The organism is Alkaliphilus pronyensis (assembly GCF_009017275.1).
Taxonomy (GTDB): Bacteria; Bacillota; Clostridia; order Peptostreptococcales; family Natronincolaceae; genus Alkaliphilus_C; species Alkaliphilus_C pronyensis.
Genome location: NZ_WBZC01000026.1, coordinates 1 through 20913, shown reverse-complemented (window position 1 = coordinate 20913; position 20913 = coordinate 1). Strand labels below are relative to the sequence as shown.

Genomic DNA, 20913 nt, shown 5'->3' with positions numbered 1-20913 from the left:
AGTGCTAATATTTTGTATTTGTTATTTAAAAGAATGTATCAATAAGACCTTGAACAAACACAATACCTATAGCAATTGGTGCAACCCACTTAACTAGGAAGCCCCATACGTTCATCAATGGAAACTTAATTTTACCGTTATTTGTAACTTCCTTGAAGGCATTATCTAGACCCCATACCCATCCAATGAAGATACATAGTAGCATTCCACCTAACGGTAATAGAACATTACTTGCAACAAAGTCGACAGAGTCCAAAATATCTCTACCTGCAATAATTCTAATATCACTCCAAATACCAATACCCAATGATGAAGGAATACCGAACAAGAAGATAATTAAACCAAATACTAAACTAGATTTCTTCCTATCCCAGTTCTTTTCATCAACGAAGTATGCAACAACCACCTCTAATAATGAAATAGAAGATGTTAAAGCAGCAAATAATACTAAAACAAAGAATAATACTCCGAACAATGAACCTAGAGGCATTTGTGAGAATACTGCTGGTAATGTTATAAACAGTAATCCAGGACCACCTTCCGGGTTAAAGCCAAATGCAAATACTGCTGGAAGAATTGCTAAACCAGCAACTAAAGCGATGGCTGTATCTAATAATGGTATTTGTATAGAGCTATCTACTAGGTTTTCATCTTTATTTAAGTAGCTACCATAGGTAATCATGGTACCCATACCTAAGCTTAGTGAGAAGAATACCTGACCTAGAGCAGCCAATACAACTCCACCATTTATTTTAGAGAAATCAGGTAGTAATAAGAACTTAACACCCTCCATTGCTCCATCTAAAGTTAGAGAACGGATCATAATAAGAATCATCATTACAAACAGTGAAGGCATTAATATTTTAGAATACTTTTCAATACCACCCTTAACGCCACCTATAACTATACCTAAAGTAAGGGCCATAAAAATTGCATGATAAACAAGTGGCTCTAGTGGGTTAGTAATAAATGCTCCAAATAATCCCCCTAGTGCATCAGGGTCAGAAATAGTAAAGGCACCAGTTAATGCTTTTACGATATACCTAATAACCCATCCACCAATAACACTATAAAAAGAAAGAATTAAAAAGCCAGCAAGAACTCCCAGGAATCCAACCCAAGCCCATTTAGCCTTAAGCTTTCTGTAGGCTCCAACAGGGCTTAGCTGAGTATGTCTACCTATTGTTAATTCCGCCATCATTAAAGTAAAACCTACAACAATTAAAATTGCAAAATATAAGAATACAAATGCTCCACCACCGTTTTGTCCGGCCATGAAGGGGAACTTCCAAATGTTACCTAAACCAATTGCTGAGCCAGCAGCTGCTAAAATAAAGCCTATTTTAGAGCCCCATTGATCCCTCTGTTTTTTTTCGTTTACATCAATCATGATATTCCCTCCTTTTAATAAATAAATAAATTAACATCATACACTTAATCCTATTGATCACCCCCTATAATCCAATAAAACTACTCTGCTTATAAATTGCTAGTATAATTACAGATAAAAATGCCGAGGTACTATTGGATATTAAACAAAAAATAGAGAATATTAAAAAAATTTTATATTTAGATAATTATACAATTATTTGCCCATGTATGCAAGTGTTTAATTTTTTACAATCATGCTTATATATTGGAACATTGAAAATCAGATACTTAACAATTCTAGTGGATGAAAAAATTGGAATGAATATGCAAAGGACTACAGCTTATAAAAGATAGTAAAAAACCGAGAAGGGTTTTAATAATATTTAACGAATATTTAAATATTGAGTTTAAATACCAGTAGAGGAGGATATACGATGAAGGCTTTGATTCGTGTAAGAATGGGTATGCATGATGCACATTATGGAGGTAATCTTGTAGACGGAGCTAAAATGCTCCAATTATTTGGTGATGTTGCTACTGAGCTTTTAATAAGACAGGATGGCGATGAGGGTTTATTTGTTGCCTATGAAAGTGTTGAGTTTAAAGCCCCAGTTTACGCTGGCGACTATATAGAAGCAGAGGGTGAGATCACTAAAATAGGAAACAGCTCTAGAAAAATGAAGTTTGAAGCTAGAAAAGTTATCATTCCTCGACCAGACATAAATGAATCCGCCTGCGATGTATTAGAAGAGCCAATAGTTGTGTGTAGTGCTGTTGGAACCTGTGTCGTTCCTAAAGAAAAGCAAAGAAGGTAGGAGGTAAAAAAATGGAGAAGTTGATTATAACTGCTGCCCTTACTGGTGCAGAGGTTACTCGGGAATTGCAGCCTAATCTACCTATTACACCTGAAGAAATAGCAGAGGCGGCATATGAATGCTACAGGGCTGGGGCTTCAATAGTTCATGTCCATGCTAGAGATGAAAATGGTAATCCGACACAATCCTATGACATATATAAAGAAATAAAAGAAAAAATTGAAGAGAAGTGCAATATAATATTTCAACCATCCACTGGTGGTGCAGTTTGGCATAAACTAGAAGAAAGACTACAGCCTGTTGAGCTAAAGCCAGAAATGGCAACACTAAGCTGTGGAACCTGTAACTTCGGTGAAGATGTTTTTATGAACACCGAAGAATATATGGAAAAATTTGCATACAGGATGAAGGAATTAGGAGTAAAGCCAGAGCTAGAAATATTTGAAAGGGGAATGATAGATAATGCATTAAGGCTAGTAAAAAAAGGCCTACTAAAAACACCCCTTCATTTTGATTTTGTTCTTGGTGTACCAGGCGCTTGTCCTGGAACTCCAGAAGATTTAATCCATATGTTGCAGTTTATTCCTAAGGATTCTACATGGACTGTGGCAGGTATAGGTAGACATGAATTGTCTTTGGGTGTTATGGGTATTATATTAGGAGGTCATGTAAGGGTAGGCTTCGAAGATAATATATATTATGAAAAAGGTAGATTAGCCACTTCAAATGCTGAGTTGGTTGAGCGTATAGTTAGAATTGCAAAGGAAATGGGTAGAGCTGTTGCAACACCAGATGAAGCACGTGATATATTAGGAATTGGGAGGTAAATGATAAATGCTGTTTTTTATTGATACTGCAAATATTAGTGAAATAAAAGAAATAGCAGAATGGGGAATATTAGATGGAGTTACAACAAACCCCTCATTAATAGCTAAGGAAGGAAGAGATTTAAAGGAAGTAATTAAAGAAATAACAACAATAGTAGATGGACCCATAAGTGCAGAGGTCATTAGCTTAGCCTCTAAAGAAATGATTGAGGAGGCTAAGGAGTTAGCAGAAATACATAAGAATGTTATAATTAAAATTCCTATGACGGAGGAAGGCTTAAAGGCCTGCAAAATCCTAACGCAAATGGGGATAAAGACCAATGTTACCTTAGTTTTTTCAGCAGCCCAAGCACTTTTAGCTGCTAAGGCTGGAGCAACCTATGTTAGTCCCTTCTTAGGAAGATTAGATGACATTGGACATGAGGGTATGGGGTTAATACGTGAGATAGTAACAATTTTTGCCCTACATAATATTTCAACTAAAATTTTATCTGCAAGCATTAGGCATAGCATGCATGTTATAGAAGCTGCTAAAGCAGGCTCTGATGTTGCAACTGTTCCGTATGCAGTATTTAAGCAAATGCTAAAGCATCCATTAACCAACAACGGAATAGATAAATTTTTAAAGGATTGGGAAATGGCCAATAAAGAGTAAGGAATAAGGAATAAGTAATAAGTAATAAGTAATAAAACACTAATTAAAAGTGAAAAGTGAAAAATGAAAAGTGAAAAGTTAAGAGTTATGAGCTAAAAATTAAAATCAAATATAAAGGCAATGTTGAATGTTAAATGTTGAATGATAAGACAAATAGAAAACATTAAAACCAAAAGCATTTCTTAATATTTATGCTTCTTACGTTATAATGCTCGTAATTAGAAGTCGATGGGAGTGTATATTATGACTTATAACAATGAAGATTTTTTTCCCAAAGCCACTAGTGAAACGGAATTATTAATTGATAAGAATACAATTGAATGGTTTTATAAAATATTTGATCCAATACCTGTATCTATGATACTGGTTGATAAAGATACTAATATATTGATGATTAACAATGAATTTTGTAAGTTTTTAGAAGTAAGCAAGGATGAGGCAATAGGTAAAAAGGTAATAGAAATTAATCCTAATTCTAGATTTCCTATAGTTATGAGAACTAAGAAGGCAGAAATTGCTTGGAAACATACCTTTGCAAATGGTCACACTGCCATTGTACATAGAATCCCTATATTAAATAATGAAAATGAAGTTTTATATGGTTTTGGAATGGTGCTTTTTGATAATATGGAGGAATTTCATAATATTATTGTAAAAAATAAGCTCCTGCAAACAGAAATTAAACATTATAAACAGGTATTAAAGAAAATTCAAGGGGCTTACTATTCTTGGGACAATATTATTGGTAATAGTGAAAAGATGGCTCAAGCCAAGGAGTTTGGAAAGAAGACCTCCAAAACAGGATCAACAGTTCTGATAACAGGGGAAAGCGGAACAGGTAAAGAATTATTTGCCCATGCTATTCATAATGCAAGTAGAAGAAGTCATCAACCCTTTGTTAAAGTAAATTGTGGTGCTATTCCACATGATCTTTTAGAATCAGAGCTTTTTGGGTATGAAGAAGGAGCATTTACCGGTGCTAAAAAGGGTGGGAAAATTGGTAAGTTCAAATTTGCAGAAGGGGGCAGTATTTTTCTAGACGAAATAGGGGATATGCCTATAAAGATGCAGGTTAAACTATTAAGAGTACTTCAAGAGAAGGAAATAGAGCCTATTGGAGCAACTAATCCTATAAAAATTGATGTACGTATTATAGCTGCTACAAATAAAAACCTAATGTACCTGGTTGAGAAGGGAGATTTTAGGGAGGATTTATATTATAGATTAAATGTAATGACAATTGAAGTTCCACCCCTAAGAGAAAGGATAGAAGATATTGATACATTGACTAAAAGTCTATTGGTAAAGCTATCAAACAAACTGGGAGTTTATGTAGATAGTATATCTAAAGAAGCTATAGATATATTAAAGGGTTATAGTTGGCCTGGTAATGTAAGGGAATTAGAGAACGTCTTGGAAAGGGCAATGAATTTAGGTGAAGAGGGAAAAATACTACCAATACACTTACCTAGCTATATAACTAAGAAAGATTTTAACGCTAAACGAAATACTGCCTGTAGGCAGTTAAGTGAAATAATAGAAGAGATGGAAAGAGAGATTATAATAAAATACCTAAAAGATACTAAAGGTAATAAGCTTAAAACTGCAAAATTACTGGGAATATCCAGATCCTGCCTCTATGATAAAATGGAGCGCTATAATTTAAGTGTATGATGTTCATACACTTTTTTGTTAATATAATAGTCTGCTAAGTTAGTACTGAGTTTCAGATTGACACTGGAATCAGTATTTTTTTCTTATTAGAACATTGACGTAAAATTGTAAAATAAGCAAAAAAAAGCAAATGTGTATGAAGTTACTACAATTGTATGCAAAAAATACAAATATTTAAATAAATCCATAAAAACCTTTGCCTAACAAGCATTGTTAAATTCTCTAAAATTAATTTTAAAAACCACTTTATTTATCTCAGCGGCGTTACTAACACTCCCGCTTCTTAAGCGGAAGTTAAGTGCCGCCAAGCTTCGAAATAAGGGCAACTAGAGTTCAGGTGGAGTAAAACTCCATCTGAACTAAGTTTTCTTTATAGTTATTTATACAGAGTTTGTAGTTACAATGAATTTTTAGAGTATTTCTAAAATTCACTAATTTATGTACAGAATTATTGTTTTGGCACAACCTTTGCTTTAAGAAGAAGTGTAATATTAATTATAAAAATTAGGGGGGAATACACATTGGGTAAAAAAACATTTGTATTATTTTTAACTGTAATTATGTTACTAACAGTATTTCTAGCTGGTTGTGGTAGTGAAGAAACAGCTGGAAAAGAAACAGGTCCAATTAAAATTGGCGGTTTAACTTCCTTAAGTGGGGCTCTACAAGATTATGGTGAGCAAATGCAAAAAGGATTTATGTTAGGTTTAGAATACGCAACTGATGGAACTATGGAGGTGGCTGGTAGAAAAATAGAAGTAGTATGGGAAGATACTACAACTGTACCTGAGGTTGCAAGAGAAAGAGCTATTAGGTTACTTGATGAAGAGGATGTAGACCTACTGGTGGGCCCTGCATCATCAGCAGATGCCTTTGCTATTTTAGAGCTAGCAGAAGAGTTCGAGAAGATACTAATGATTGAACCTGCCGCCGCAGACTTTTTAACTGGACAACACTGGAACAGATATATATTTAGAACAGGTAGAAACTCTGCTCAAGATGCAGCAGCAATGGCCGATGTTATCACCACCAACAAGCCTGGGGCAAAGGTTGCAACTTTAGCACCTGATAGTGCATTTGGTAGAGCAATGGTAGAACCATTTATTACAGCTTTAGCCGATAAAGATGGAAGCCTAGTACAGCAAGAGTTTCCTCCTGCCGAGACAACAGATTTCACCTCATATATATTGAGAATTAGAGAAGCAGCTCCCGATTACTTATATGTAATTTGGGCAGGAGCTAATAACCCATGGAGTCAGTTGATGGAATTAGACCTTGAGCAATATGGTATTCAAATAACAACTGGTGCACCAGAAATCGCGGCATTAAGATCCATGGAGCCTATGATTGGAATGACTGGATTCACTGTATATTATCATAGTGTACCAGATAACGAAGTAAATGATTGGTTAGTAGAAAACCATATGGAAAAATACAATTCACCACCAGATATATTTACATCAGGAGGCATGGCAGCAGCTATTGCAGTTGTTACTGCTCTTGAAGAAACCGGAGGTAATACAGATACAGAAGCATTAATAGAGACCTTAAGAGGAATGGAATTCGAAAGCCCAACAGGAAAACGTTTCTTTAGAGAAGAAGATCATCAAGCAATTCAACCACTATTTGAAATTGAACTAACAGAGGGAGATGATCATCCAATACCAAAGCTACTGCGTGTTATTCCAGCGGAGGATATAGCACCACCTATTAGTGTACCAGCTGACGCAAAAAGATAAAAACCCTGTTGAAGGAAAGGATGTATAACATGGCAGATACATTAATTCAAACCGAAAACTTAAGTATTAGCTTCGGGGCACATAAAGCAGTTAACAATGTTAGCATCTCACTAGAAAAAGGGTTATTTACCACCATTCTAGGACCAAATGGTGCTGGAAAAACAACTTTATTTAATCTTATCAGTGGTTTGCTAAAGCCAACTGAAGGCAAGATCTATTTCAAAGGGACAGATATAACAGGTCTGTCCCCTATTGAAAGAGTAAAGATGGGGATGGGAAGATCCTTTCAGCTAACTAATGTATTCTCAAGGCTTACTACCTTTGAAAATGTGAGACTTTCTATTCAAGCCCACCAAGAGGTTGGTTATAAAATGTTTACAGATTATAGAAAGTTTAAGAGCCTAAATGATAAAACCCATGAAATATTAGAAGAAGTTCTTCTTAAGGATAAGAAGGATTTCTTAGCAGGAGAATTAAGCCATGGAGAGCAAAGAAAGCTGGAACTAGGAATGGTTTTAGCTTTACAGCCAGAAGTTTTACTATTAGATGAGCCTACAGCAGGAATGTCAATAGAAGAAGTACCAACCATGATAGATATATTAAACAAAACAAAGGAAAAGGGTACAACAATTATCTTAATAGAACACAAAATGGATATGGTAAAAGCATTATCAGATAAATTAATAATAATTGTTAATGGCGCTAAGCTGGTAGAAGGTGACCCAGAAGAGGTTTCCCAAAACCCTGAAGTGCTAAAGGCTTATCTAGGAGGAGGAGTTTTAAATGAACCCACTACTTAAAGTAGAGGACCTAGTATCCTATATAGGGTTATATACAATTTTGCAGGGGGTTTCTGTTGAAATTAATCAAGGTGAAGCTGTGGCGCTACTGGGAAGGAATGGAGCAGGAAAAACAACCTTACTTAAAACAATAATGGGCTTAGTTGATACTAGAAGTGGTTTAATAAAACTTGATGGAGAATCATTAGTTGGAAAGCCCACATATGGTATTGCAAAATTAGGCATTGGGTATGTTCCAGAGGATTATGGTGTTTTTGACCAGCTTACAGTAGAAGAGAATATAAAAATTGCAATGTGGAAGGAAGATAAACCTACCCTTGAGAAAAGAGACTATGTTTTAGATTTATTTCCAGATTTAAAGATGGCATATAAGAGATTGGCTAAAACCCTTAGTGGTGGACAACGACAGATGCTATCTATTTCAAGGGCTTTAGTTAATGAAAATAAAATTATACTGATTGATGAACCAAGCAAAGGCTTAGCACCGGTTATAATAGAAAGACTTGCACAAGCATTAAAAGAAATAAGTAAAACTACAACTATTTTATTGGTGGAACAGAATTTTGCCCTAGCATGTGCAGTTGCAGAAAGATACTACATGATTGATGAAGGTAAAACTGTAGATGATGGTACTATTGAAGAATTAAAACAAAACACAGAGCTTCAAAGAAAACATCTTGGAGTTATATAAGGAGGATAGGATATTATGGATATATTTGTTACGCTACTAATTAACGGATTGGCAGAAGGAGCATTAATCTTCCTAATGGCATCGGGGTTGTCCATTATCCTAGGGCTAATGGGTGTAGTTAATTTCACCCATGGTACTTTGTTCCTCTGGGGAGGCTATATCTTTGTATGGATTTTTACCTTTACAAACAGCTTTATATTAGGAGTACTAGGAGCAATTATAATTGTATTTGCTTTAGGTGCATTCTTTGAGAAATTTTTCGTAAGTAGAGTTTATGGAAATGTACCGGCACAAATTCTTATTACATTAGGCCTTCAGGTTATATTTACAGACTTGGTAAGATTATTTTGGGGTGCTACACCAATTACTGTAGCAAGACCAAGCTACCTTGCAGGCACCTGGACAATTGGCGGAGTCACTATTGTACAATATAGAATATTTTTAATAGTGGTTGGACTATTAATTGCACTAGGTATTCATAAACTATTAAGCAAAACAAAAATAGGTATGGTTATTAGGGCTGGAGTTCAAAGACCAGATATGGTTCAGGCATTAGGAATAAATATTAAGCTTTATTTTACTTTAGTATTTGCTGCTGGTGCTGCATTGGCGGGATTAGGTGGTGCTTTATATGCACCCTTAGTTGGTAGTATTAGCTCAACTGCAGGGTTACATAATCAGGTATTAGCTTTTATAGTTGTGGTAATTGGAGGTATGGGTAGCTTTATAGGCTCTGCTGCAGGAAGCCTGTTTTTAGGCTTAATGGGAGCAGCTGTTGCGTGGTACGCCCCATCCTTAGCAGTTGTAGCCAATGTAACCTTAATGGCTTTAGTACTAGCCTTTAAACCAGATGGATTATTTGGATTGGCGGTGAAGAAATAATGAAGCTACTGAAGAATATAGATAAAAAAACTTTTATTGCAATAGGAGTATTACTTGTTGTTTTAAGCATAGTGCCACACTTAGCAAAATTATCAACAATAACTCTTATGAGTAGAATATTCATTTTAGCTGTATATGCAATGAGCTATGACATTTTAAGGGGCTACACAGGCTTTATTAATTTAGGTCATGCACTTTTCTTTGGTAGCGGAGCCTATATCGGAGGAATACTGTTTACCAAAATAGATAATACAATGGGTGTATTTGTTTTGGCAGTCATCATTACAGTTATTTACTGTTCATTAGCTGCATATATAATGGGAAAAATTGTATTGAGAGGTGGGGGAGTTATAGCTGCTGCCATGATTACATTAGCCCTTGGTGAAATTGCAAGAAATACTGCAGAACGATGGAGAAGCGTAACAATGGGAGCCGATGGGTTACCCTTTAAAATACCAGATATTTTTAGAGATAGACTAGGTTTTTACTATTATGCTTTAATCTTTCTAATTATAATGACTATTATACTTAGGCAATTTATTTTATCGCCAACCGGTAGAGTGCTAATGGCTATAAGAGAAAATGAGCAAAGGGCAACATTTTTAGGCTATAATACTTCAAAATACAAGTTAATTGGTTTGCAGGTGGCAGGGATAACCTCAGGACTTTCTGGTGTTATGTTTGGAATATTAAATAGATTTGCTAACACAGATCTACTTAGTGTTCAGCAAACCTTAAATGCCTTACTAATTACACTTGTTGGAGGAACAGGTACCTTATATGGTGCCATAGTAGGTAGTGCCTTTGTAAACACAGTACAAAACTATTTATTAGATTTAAGATCGGTACATCCAATATTTGAAAGATGGCTATTATTCTTTGGTGCAATGTATGTAGTAGTTGTTCTATTTATGCCAGAGGGCTTCGTTGGACTATGGAACAAGTATTTAAAGGATAGACGGACAAAGAAAAATTCAAGAGTTTTTGAGAAGGGATTATAGGGGGGCTGTAAATGATTAAAAGACAAGGCTGTGGAACCATTGAACTAAAGGGTGGCGATACACTCTTTTATAGAGAGGCAGGAAAGGGAGATAAGACTATTCTATTAATACACGGAAATATGTCCTCCTCAATCTATTGGGAGCCAATAATGGATTCCCTTTCGGATGCTCATCGCCTATTTGCAGTTGATCTAAGGGGAATGGGTAAGTCTTCCTATAACAGAGGATTTAACTCACTTAAGGAGTTGGCGGAAGACATAAAGGAACTAATTGATCAGAAAATGCTAGATAATTTAGTGGTTGTAGGATGGTCTACTGGAGGTGGTGTAGCTATGGAATTGGCAATACTACATCCAGAAGTTATTGAGAAACTAGTATTAATTAGCTCAGTGTCATATAAAGGGTATCCAATATATAAAAAGGATTCAAATGGAAAGCCAATTATAGGCGAGGTTTATAAAACAAAGGAAGAAATGGCAAAGGATCCAATTCAGGTTATGTATCCGCTTATGGCTATAGAAAATAAAGATTACGATTTTATGAAACATCTTTGGAATACACTAATATATGTACATAAAAAACCACAGGAGGATGAATATATCCGATTGTTAGATGCTACCTTCGAGCAGAGGAATTTACTAGATGTTGATTGGGCATTAGCTAATTTCAATATTGAAGAATCAATTAAAACTATTAATATGCCAGTTTTAGCCCTTAGAGGAGATAGTGATCTTGTTATTACTAAGGAGATGGTGGAAGAAACAGTTGAAGCTATTGGATTAAATGCAAGACTAGAGACTTTAGAGAAATGTGGACATTCTCCATTAGTTGATTGTCCAGAAATACTCGTTAAAAAAATAATTGATTTTATAAAAGAATAAGGTGATAAGATGCCCAGAGTAAAAGTAAATGGTGTAGATATTTATTATAAATTCAATGGTGATGGTGAAAAAATTTTAGTTATACTAAACGGTATTATGATGAGCTCAGAAAGCTGGGGAGGGCTGGTGCCCTCCTATGTAAGGGCAGGATATAAGGTCTTAAATGTTGATTTTAGAGATCAGGGAAAATCTGAATCTTCAAAGGATGCTTATACAATAACACAACATGTTGAAGATTTAAGAGGTTTACTACAGCATTTAAAAATTGAAAAGATCAACTTATTAGGAATATCCTATGGAGGCCAGGTATCAATGCTTTTTGCACTAAAATACCCCCATATGCTAGAGTCATTAATTTTAGCCAATACAATGGCGAGACTAACTAATTATTTGAAGTCCATAGGTGAAGCCTGGGACGAAGCAGCTAAGCTTAAGGATGGGGAAAAATTCTTCAGGTTAGCAATGCCTTTAATTTATTCTGATACATTCTATGAAAAAAACCTGCAATGGCTAAAGGATAGAGAAGAGCTCTTTAGCAGTATTTTAACACCAGAATGGTTTGAAAGATATTTAAGACTTTCCTCTAGCCATGGAGACTATGATATAGTTGACAAATTAAGTAATATTCAGGTTCCCACCCTATTAATTTCTTCTGACAAAGATTTAATAACTCCCTATCGTGAATTATTTATGATTCATGAAAGAATAAGAGATTCAAAGCTTGTTGTAATACCTGAGGCAGGCCACGCTTCATGTTATGAGAAGATGGAGGAGTTTATTTTAGTAGTGTTAGGTTTTTTAGCCCTAAGCACCAATGAATAATCTTTAACTCTCAGTAGGTTTCCTTAATTTTCAATAGGAGGTAATGCCATGAAGGATATAGATGTTGGTATCGTAGGTATGGGTATTTATATTCCTGATACCTATGAAACTGCTGAAGAAATTGCAAATCAATCGGGAATACCAGTTGATGTCATAAAAAACAAATTTGGATTCAATAAAAAACCAATACCAGGTAGAGAAGATGGAACTATGGAAATGGGAGTAAAGGCAGCCCTAGATTGTCTTGATAGAACAAACACTAATCCCCTTGATATTGATGTAATAATATCAATAGGAGAAGAACACAAGGAATATCCTTTAACAACCACAGGGATATATATACAAGAGGCAATTGGAGCCTACAATGCATGGGCCTTTGATGTAGCACAAAGATGTGGCACTACAGTAGTTGCAATGAAGCTTGCAAAAGCTTTGATGAAGTCAGATAAAAACATTAATACGGTATTAATAGCTGGAGGATATAGAAATGGAGATTTTATTGACTATAAAAATGAAAGAGTTACCTTTATGTTTAATCTAGCAGCTGGTGGAGGAGCTATCCTGCTCAAGAAAAACTACGGGAAAAACCTGTTACTTGAATCCCATATAATAACTGATGGATCCTTTTCTAGGGATGTTGCAGTAAAATATGGAGGAACTATAAATCCATTAACTAAAGAAAATATTGATTTTGGAATAAAATCATTGGATGTTTTAGACCCCCAACATATGAAAAGGGGTTTAGGAGAAAAAAGCATGCCAAATTTTTTAAAGGTTATTGATGAAAGCCTTAAAGCAAGTGGCTATACAAGAAGTGATATAGGTTACGTAGCAATGCTCCATATGAAACCTTCAGCACATCAATATGTAATGAATGAGTTAGGGGTGGATATGGAAAAATCAATTTATCTTGAAAACTATGGTCATATTGGGCAAATTGATCAAATTCTTTCTACCTTCCTTGCTTTAGCAGAAGGAAAAGTTAAGGATGGTGATATTGTGGTATGGGTTAGTGCAGGTATAGGCTATGCATGGGATGCATGTACAATAAAATGGGGTAGTTCATAAAGGAGGATAGCATAATGACAGTAAATGCTAATGGAGCTTATAAAAGTAAGATAAAAACAATAGATGAAGCACTAAAAACTATTAAGTCAAAGGACTTTATAATTGCTGCAATGGCAGGAAGTGAACCTATTCCTCTTTTAGAAAAGTTACACAAAATTAAAGAATATGGAGTTAGGGGATGTGAATTAAGCAATTGTTTACCTATGAGGGACTATGAATTTATAAAAAATCCCCATTATTCAGATACAATATTTACAGCAGGGTGGTTTTACTCCCCTGTTATGAGAAAAGCCCATGATTTTGGCAATGTTTCCTTTGCTCCTCAGCACCTTCATAGCTCCTTTACAAAACGACTATATGCAAGGGATAATAGACGACTGGTACTATTATGTACCTGTGCCTCAATGGATAAGCACGGATATTTAAGCTTATCATTAGGCACGACTTATGAAAGACAAGCAATTGATGAAGGGGCTTATGTTATTGCAGTTGTTAACTCTAAATTGCCTAGAACCTTTGGTGACACATTGGTGCATATTAGTGAGATAGATGTTATTGTAGAGTCAGATTATAAGGTACCAACACTTCCAGAGGTACCCATTAATGATAAAGATCAAAAAATTGGCGAGTTTATAGCAGAGATGGTGGAGGATGGATCTACGATTCAGCTTGGAATTGGAGGTATACCTAATGCAGTTGCTAAAGCATTAAAAAGCAAGAAACACTTAGGAATTCACACTGAAATGTTTACAGATGGCATGGTGGACCTTATCCAGTGTGGGGCAGTTGATAATTCCCACAAAACAATATACCGTGGTCAATCAATAGCTACCTTTGCACTAGGAAGCCAAAGGCTGTATGATTTTATAGATGATAATCCATCGGTAATATTAAAGTACGGAAAATGGACTAATAATCCATACATTGTTGGTCAAAACCATAAAATGGTTTCCATTAATACTTCAATAGAGGTAGATTTGTTTGGGCAGTGTGCTTCCGAGTCAATCGGGTCTATGCAATTTTCAGGTACTGGTGGACAGACAGACACTGCAGTAGGGGCACAAAATTGTTCAGAAGGAAAGTCATTTATTGCCTTATATTCAACAACAAAGGTAAAAAATGAGGAAGGAGAAAAAGTCACTATATCTAAGATTGTACCAATGCTTAAGCATGGTGCAGCAGTAAGCTTATCCAGAAATGATGTTGATTATGTGGTAACTGAATACGGTATAGTTAGGCTGAGGGGTAGGACAATTAAAGAAAGAGTTGAGAGATTAATTAGCATAGCGCATCCAGACTTTAGGGATGAGCTAAGCTTTGAAGCTAAAAAGAATAGAATATGGTAAAAAAATAAATTCCCCTATAGTATAATTTCAATACATCTAAGGAGATGTAGAATAACCTTCTATATCTTCTTTTTTGTCTATAGAAAATGAGTTACAAAGTCATTTCAGCTTCAAATGTTATATAATACTATACATGTGATATAATACGGTTGAGAATTATAGCTTAATAGTATATTATTAATATAGTACTAGTATAACCTAATTTGCTTTATATCAGCAGCGTTACTATTGCATCGGCTTATTAAAAGGGCTACAATTACCACAAGGCTTCTAAATTAGTGGAGCTAAATTTAAATGGAGTAAAAGCTCCATTTGAACTAAGTTTTTTATATAGCCAAATAAATAGTGTTTATAAGTACTTAATTAAGCAGAAATTTTTCTTTTGTTAAACTAAGGAGGAAGTTTAAATGGATAGAAGCTTATCTCTAGAATTAGTAAGGGTTACGGAAGCAGCTGCATTGGCATCGGCCTCCTATATGGGTAGAGGTGATAAAGAAGGAGCAGACCAAGCTGCTGTAGACGGAATGAGGAGCACCTTTGCAAGCCTATTAATAAAAGGTACTGTAGTTATTGGTGAAGGAGAGCTTGATGAAGCTCCCATGCTATATATTGGAGAAGAAGTAGGGTGTGGTGAAGGAAGTGACGTTGAAGTTGACATTGCGGTTGACCCATTAGAGGGGACCAACCTTATAGCCAAGGGGTTACCCAATGCAATTGCAGTTGTTGCAATAGCACCTAAGGGATGCCTGCTACATGCACCCGACACATATATGAAGAAAATAGCAGTTGGACCAAAGGCTAAAGGAGTAGTGAATATAGATGCTTCCGTTAGAGAAAATCTAGAGGCGGTTGCCAATGCATTGGATAAAAATATAGAAGATATAACAGTTATTATACAGGACAGACCTCGACACCAAGAAATAATAAGTGAGGTGCGTGAAGCCGGCGCAAGAATAAAGCTATTTAGCGATGGAGATGTTGCTGCTGCAATGGCTACAGGCTTTGAAGAAACAGGCGTAGATATTTTAATGGGTATTGGAGGGGCACCCGAGGGTGTAATAGCAGCAGCTGCCCTAAAATGCTTAGGTGGCGATATGCAGGGGAAGCTACACCCTATGAGTGAAGAAGAATGGAAAAGATGTAGTGAATTAGGATTAACAGAGCAAGATGTTCATAGGATTTTGACACTTGATGATTTAGTTAGTAGTGAAGACTGTTTCTTTGCAGCAACAGGCATCACCCAAGGGGATCTGCTAAAGGGTGTTATATATTTAGGAAATAATCAAGCGCAAACCCACTCTGTAGTTATGAGGGGAAGAACAGGAACTATCAGATTTGTCGAAGCAATTCATCGTTTAGATAAAAATGAGACAATGATAAATATATTAGAGAAACATAGAAGACATGATTAAAAGTTAAAAGTTAAAAATTAAAAATTAAAAGTTAAGAGTTAAGAGTTAAGAGTTAAAAATCATAATTGAAAATTGAAAATGGAAAATTGAAAATGGAAAGTTGAAAATGGAAAGTTGAAAATTGAAAATTGAAAATGATAAACCTTAAAGAAAATAGAAAGTTGAAAATGGAAAACAAGAAGACATAATTAAAAATTAAGAGTTATGAGTTATGAATTAAGAGTTAAGAATTAAAGTTAAGAGAAAACGTTGAAATAAAAAGAAAAAAGCAAAACATTAAAGCACTAAATTAAAAATTGAAAAATGCAAAGAAAAAACAAAAGATAGAAGCGTTAAAGATAAAATTAAGCATTAAAACATAGTAAATGAAAAAATTTAAAATCATAAATTATTTTTTAAAAAGGCAGGTAATATTATGGATAGAAATCTGGCTCTTGATTTAGTAAGGGTTACTGAAGCAGCGGCTTTAGGTGCAGCTAAGCACATGGGTAGGGGAGACAAAATTGCTGCAGATCAAGCTGGAGTAGATGGCATGAGAAAAATGTTTGATACAATAAATATAGAGGGTGTAGTTGTAATTGGTGAAGGAGAAATGGATGAAGCTCCTATGCTATACATAGGAGAAGTGGTTGGTGCATGTGGCACTAAAGTTGATATTGCAGTAGACCCAGTAGAAGGAACAAATTCAGTTGCAAAGGGACTTCCAAATGCTATTGCAGTAGTGGCAATGGCCCCTAGGGGATGTCTACTTAATGCTCCAGACATGTATATGGATAAAATAGCAGTTGGGCCAAAGGCTGCAGGAAGAATAAAACTAGATGCCCCAATACATCAAAATCTTAAAGCAACAGCAGAGGCTTTAAATAAGAAGGTCGGAGATTTAACAGTAACAATGCTTGATAGACCTAGACACGAGGAAATAATTAGAGCCTGTAGAGACGCAGGTGCTAGAATTAAGCTCTTCAAAGACGGAGATGTGGCAGCAGCATTGGCTACTTGCTTCGATTATACAGGAGTGGATATACTATTAGGTATTGGGGGAGCACCAGAAGGCGTTATTGCAGCAGCAGCTCTTAAATCCATGGGGGGAGAGTTCCAAGGTAGACTAGTTCCCTATACCCATGAAGAAAAGAGTAGGTGCATAAAAATGGGCATAGATGTAGATAAGATTCTATATATGGAGGACTTAATTAAAGGAAATGAAGTTTACTTTGCTGCAACAGGAATTTCTGATGGAGAATTACTAAAGGGAGTAGTATATCCCAAAAAAGATACTGCAAGAACCCACTCAGTGGTTATGAGATCAGAGACTGGTACTATACGATTTGTAGAGACTATTCATAAGCTAAATAAAAAGCCCAGCTACGCATATTAACTATTTTGATAAAACATGTTGACTAATATTGGTAAAAATGATAGAATCTCGTTAATATAGGGGGGAGAAACTCTCCTCAATATTTCAGAGAGTTTAGGAGGTGTAGTTTTGAGTGAACCAAACTTAATGTCTTTAAAAATAAATGATTTAAGGGAAATTGCCAAGAACATGGGATTGAAAAGCACAACAAAGTACCGTAAGGAAGAACTAATAAATTGGATTGAAAAACAGAAGCAAGAGAATAAGCAAGAGTTAAAGGCTGATAAACCACAGGTTAAAGAAAAGCCCACAAAAAACAATAAATATAACCAGCTACCAGACCATCTATCTGACGAAATACCAGATGGTGAAGAAGCCAATATTGCAGATGGAATATTGGAAACCCATACCGATGGATATGGATTCTTAAGACGAGAAAATTACCTTTCTAGTGACGATGATATATATATATCTCCATCACAAATCAGACGCTTTAACATGCGAACAGGTGATAAAATTACTGGAATAACCAGATCCCCAAAAAGTGGTGAAAAATTTAAAGCCCTTCTATATGTCAAGAAAATTAATGGATTAGATCCAGACTCGGCAACAAAACGACCAAATTTCGAAGACCTTACTCCAATATATCCCCAAGAGAGAATTAATCTTGAATTAAATAATAAAGAGCTATCAACAAGGTTAATTGATTTAATTGCACCAATTGGGAAGGGACAAAGGGGGATGATTGTAGCTCCTCCAAAGGCTGGTAAGACAATATTGCTTCAAAAAATTGCCAACAGCATTGCTACAAATTATCCAGATATAGATATTATAGTTCTATTAATAGATGAAAGACCTGAAGAAGTAACTGATATGCAAAGATCAATAAAAGGTGAAGTTGTTTATTCTACCTTCGATGAACTACCAAGTCATCATATTAAAGTTGCAGAAATGGTTCTAAACCGTGCCCAAAGGCTTGTAGAACATGGCAAGGATGTTGTGATTCTTTTAGACAGTATAACAAGACTAGCTAGAGCTTATAATTTAACCATACCACCTACAGGAAGAACTCTATCAGGAGGACTTGATCCTGGTGCTTTACATAAACCCAAAAGATTTTTCGGTGCAGCAAGAAATCTTGAGAATGGCGGAAGTTTAACTATTATTGCCACTGCTTTAATAGAAACTGGTAGCCGTATGGATGATGTAATTTTTGAAGAGTTTAAGGGAACAGGGAATATGGAGCTTCATCTCGATAGAAAGCTATCTGAAAAAAGAATTTTCCCTGCATTAGACATAAATAAGTCTGGAACAAGAAGGGAAGAACTATTATTAAGTCAGCAGGAGCTAGAAACAATATGGAGTATTCGTAGAGCAATGAGTAATAACAGTGTGCAAGATGTAACAGAAAAAATTATAAGCTCTTTAGTTGAAACTAAATCAAACTATATGTTTGTCGAAATGTTTAAGAAAAAGATTTAGGGCTTCATTAATGTAATTATTTCTTGCGCCTAAACATCTTGTATGCTATAATGTAATAGTTAATTTAGCCTAATGGTAGTTCTGATATATAATCATACTTATATATAAGGTAATATGGAAAGAAGAGGTGAAAAAAATGAAGAAGGAAATTCATCCAGAATACAGAGAAGTAGATGTACATTGTGCATGTGGAAACACATTTAAAACTGGTTCGACTAAAAAAGAAATAAGAGTAGAAATTTGCTCTGATTGTCATCCTTTTTTCACTGGTAAGCAAAAGTCAGTTGAAAAGGGTGGACGTGTAGAAAAATTCAAGAAAAAATTTGGAATGTAATCCATATAAACATTAATCAAGGTTAGAGTATTAATTCTAGCCTTGATTTTTTCGTTGTTTCAAATTTTATTTCACTGTGTCAAATTTTATCTAAAAGCAAATAATTTAGTATTAATTGAAGGTTTTTTAGAAGTAATTGTTGAATTCTTTAGGATGGCATAATAAAGAATAGGTTTTAGGGGGATTTAAAATGGTCGATATAATGGAGTATTCAAAGAACGGAAGTATTGAGGTTATCGTAGGTCCAATGTATGCAGGTAAAAGCGAAGAGCTAATACGTAGAATTAATAGGGCGAGAATTGCAGAATTAGAGGTAATAGCATTTAAGCCTAGAATAGACAATAGATATTGTAAAGATACTATAACCTCCCATAATGGTAAACACGCAGACTGTATAACGGTTGACACATCACAAGATATAAGAGAATACATTAAAGACAAGGAGTTTGATGTTCTTGCTATAGACGAGGTTCAGTTTTTTGATGAAGGTTTAGTTGAATTTTGTCAGTGGACAGCAGATAATGGCAAGAGAATAATTTGCTCAGGACTAGATATGGATTTTAGAGCAGAACCCTTTCAAATAGTCCCCCAATTGATGTCAATAGCAGAGCACGTTAGTAAGCTAACGGCAGTTTGCATGGTGTGCAAGCTACCTGCAACACGAACACAAAGATTAGTAAATGGAAAGCCAGCTAAATATTCTGATCCAATTATTCTAGTAGGTGCCAAGGAAGACTATGAAGCAAGATGTAGAAAATGCCATACAGTAATAAAAGACTAACATCTAAGCTATAGCTATACATATGTGTAACTAAGAATATTAATAGATTTCGAATTTGTTAGCATGAAAGGAGTTCGCCAAACATGAAGAAAAAGATTGTAGCCTTTGTATGTGTCCATAACTCTTGTCGTTCACAAATGGCAGAAGGCTGGGCCAAACATTTAGGTAATGATGTATTGGAGGTTTATTCAGCTGGTACAGAGGAATACCCTGAAGTTAAGCCAGAAGCAGTACAAGTGATGGAGGAAGCTTCAATCGATATGGGTCAGCATTATCCAAAGCTACTTAGTGATATTCCTGAAGAAATAGATATACTTATAACTATGGGATGCAATGTTTCCTGTCCATATGTACCATGTAAGCATCAGGAGGATTGGGGGCTAGAAGACCCATCAGGTGGACCTATTGAAGGCTTTAGAAATACAAGGGATATCATTAAGAATAAGGTAGAGGAATTAATCAATAGAGTTAAAAGAGGGGAAATTAATGGATAAGTTACTTATGGGAATTGGTTTAGTAGGTATGGTGCTAGGGATATTATCTCCAATTTTTAGGGTGCTGAAAAAACAAACAAGAAGGTCTAAAATCCAGGTGATAATTACGGTTAGTTCATTTTTTTTGTTTGTAGTCGGAGTTATAATTGGCTTAATATAATTTAACATTATCAAAAAATGATAGCGGGCGATCTCATTTCTTATAATGAAATCACCCGTTTATCTTATATAGAATCGGAAGTAGCTATACCAATCAATTTCTTGTGACTTTGGTGGACTAGAATTTAACATTTTTAATTATCAACATCCTTTCACTTACAACAACTAATTAATATACTTTCAACAACTAAACATTTAACCTTTAGTAAACTAAAAAAACTAATATTGACTGATAGGAAACTACCGGATTCTATATATTTATTATATACCATAACCATAAAAAAATAAACATATTTTTAGAAAATTCAAATTATTTATATTTTAC

21 protein-coding genes are annotated in these 20913 nt (G+C 35.1%); 20 read left to right on the top strand and 1 reads right to left on the bottom strand.

Features of this window, described 5'->3' with window-relative positions; translation table 11 throughout:
• Positions 1–25: 25 nt before the first annotated feature.
• Positions 26–1390, bottom strand: a complete 1365-nt coding sequence (locus tag F8154_RS08230; RefSeq protein ID WP_151861140.1) for a sodium-dependent transporter — start codon at positions 1388–1390, stop codon at positions 26–28.
• Between the two features lie 415 nt (positions 1391–1805).
• Here F8154_RS08230 and kal point away from each other — a divergent pair, with 415 nt between their 5' ends.
• The 20 genes from kal (at position 1806) to F8154_RS15065 (ending at position 20589) form a co-directional block, all read left to right on the top strand.
• The gene (gene kal / locus F8154_RS08225; RefSeq protein ID WP_151861139.1) at positions 1806–2186 is read left to right on the top strand and encodes a 3-aminobutyryl-CoA ammonia lyase; all 381 of its coding nucleotides are present in this window, start codon (positions 1806–1808) and stop codon (positions 2184–2186) included.
• Between the two features lie 11 nt (positions 2187–2197).
• A complete protein-coding gene (gene kce, locus F8154_RS08220) occupies positions 2198–3013 on the top strand; it encodes a 3-keto-5-aminohexanoate cleavage enzyme (RefSeq protein ID WP_151861138.1) in 816 nt (271 codons plus the stop codon).
• 7 nt (positions 3014–3020) lie between these two features.
• On the top strand, positions 3021–3668 hold the full coding sequence (gene fsa / locus F8154_RS08215) for a fructose-6-phosphate aldolase (protein ID WP_151861137.1): 648 nt from the start codon (positions 3021–3023) through the stop codon (positions 3666–3668).
• Positions 3669–3911: 243 nt separating this feature from the next.
• Positions 3912–5342, top strand: a complete 1431-nt coding sequence (locus F8154_RS08210; protein WP_151861136.1) for a sigma-54 interaction domain-containing protein — start codon at positions 3912–3914, stop codon at positions 5340–5342.
• A gap of 521 nt (positions 5343–5863) precedes the next feature.
• A complete protein-coding gene (locus tag F8154_RS08205) occupies positions 5864–7081 on the top strand; it encodes a substrate-binding domain-containing protein (protein ID WP_207706860.1) in 1218 nt (405 codons plus the stop codon).
• Between the two features lie 29 nt (positions 7082–7110).
• Entirely contained in the window at positions 7111–7881 is a 771-nt protein-coding gene (locus F8154_RS08200; RefSeq protein ID WP_151861135.1) for an ABC transporter ATP-binding protein, read from the top strand.
• Positions 7865–8572: an ABC transporter ATP-binding protein gene (locus F8154_RS08195; protein WP_151861134.1), complete on the top strand. Its 708-nt coding sequence runs from the start codon at positions 7865–7867 to the stop codon at positions 8570–8572. Before F8154_RS08200 ends, F8154_RS08195 begins: the two co-directional genes overlap by 17 nt.
• A 15-nt stretch (positions 8573–8587) precedes the next feature.
• Positions 8588–9454: a branched-chain amino acid ABC transporter permease gene (locus F8154_RS08190; RefSeq protein ID WP_151861133.1), complete on the top strand. Its 867-nt coding sequence runs from the start codon at positions 8588–8590 to the stop codon at positions 9452–9454.
• Positions 9454–10455: a branched-chain amino acid ABC transporter permease gene (locus tag F8154_RS08185; RefSeq protein WP_151861132.1), complete on the top strand. Its 1002-nt coding sequence runs from the start codon at positions 9454–9456 to the stop codon at positions 10453–10455. Before F8154_RS08190 ends, F8154_RS08185 begins: the two co-directional genes overlap by 1 nt.
• Positions 10456–10466: 11 nt before the next feature.
• On the top strand, positions 10467–11336 hold the full coding sequence (gene phaZ, locus F8154_RS08180; RefSeq protein WP_151861131.1) for an intracellular short-chain-length polyhydroxyalkanoate depolymerase: 870 nt from the start codon (positions 10467–10469) through the stop codon (positions 11334–11336).
• Between the two features lie 9 nt (positions 11337–11345).
• On the top strand, positions 11346–12158 hold the full coding sequence (locus F8154_RS08175) for an alpha/beta fold hydrolase (protein ID WP_151861130.1): 813 nt from the start codon (positions 11346–11348) through the stop codon (positions 12156–12158).
• A 48-nt stretch (positions 12159–12206) separates the two neighbouring features.
• The gene (locus tag F8154_RS08170; protein WP_151861129.1) at positions 12207–13226 is read left to right on the top strand and encodes a 3-oxoacyl-ACP synthase; all 1020 of its coding nucleotides are present in this window, start codon (positions 12207–12209) and stop codon (positions 13224–13226) included.
• 14 nt (positions 13227–13240) lie between these two features.
• Positions 13241–14572 (top strand): acetyl-CoA hydrolase/transferase family protein, encoded by a 1332-nt coding sequence (locus F8154_RS08165; RefSeq protein ID WP_151861128.1) that lies wholly within the window; start codon positions 13241–13243, stop codon positions 14570–14572.
• 407 nt (positions 14573–14979) lie between these two features.
• Positions 14980–15984, top strand: coding sequence for a class II fructose-bisphosphatase (gene glpX, locus F8154_RS08160; protein ID WP_151861127.1), 1005 nt, complete (start codon positions 14980–14982; stop codon positions 15982–15984).
• Positions 15985–16399: 415 nt separating this feature from the next.
• Positions 16400–17359 (top strand): class II fructose-bisphosphatase, encoded by a 960-nt coding sequence (gene glpX / locus F8154_RS08155; RefSeq protein WP_151861126.1) that lies wholly within the window; start codon positions 16400–16402, stop codon positions 17357–17359.
• Between the two features lie 126 nt (positions 17360–17485).
• A complete protein-coding gene (gene rho / locus F8154_RS08150; RefSeq protein WP_151861191.1) occupies positions 17486–18820 on the top strand; it encodes a transcription termination factor Rho in 1335 nt (444 codons plus the stop codon).
• Between the two features lie 136 nt (positions 18821–18956).
• Entirely contained in the window at positions 18957–19154 is a 198-nt protein-coding gene (gene rpmE, locus F8154_RS08145) for a 50S ribosomal protein L31 (protein WP_151861125.1), read from the top strand.
• Between the two features lie 190 nt (positions 19155–19344).
• Positions 19345–19935: a thymidine kinase gene (locus tag F8154_RS08140; protein WP_151861124.1), complete on the top strand. Its 591-nt coding sequence runs from the start codon at positions 19345–19347 to the stop codon at positions 19933–19935.
• 83 nt (positions 19936–20018) lie between these two features.
• Complete coding sequence (locus F8154_RS08135) at positions 20019–20429, top strand: arsenate reductase ArsC (RefSeq protein ID WP_151861123.1); 411 nt, start codon at positions 20019–20021, stop codon at positions 20427–20429.
• A complete protein-coding gene (locus F8154_RS15065; protein WP_192930210.1) occupies positions 20422–20589 on the top strand; it encodes a hypothetical protein in 168 nt (55 codons plus the stop codon). The genes F8154_RS08135 and F8154_RS15065 overlap by 8 nt, the downstream gene beginning before the upstream one ends.
• Positions 20590–20913: the final 324 nt, after the last annotated feature.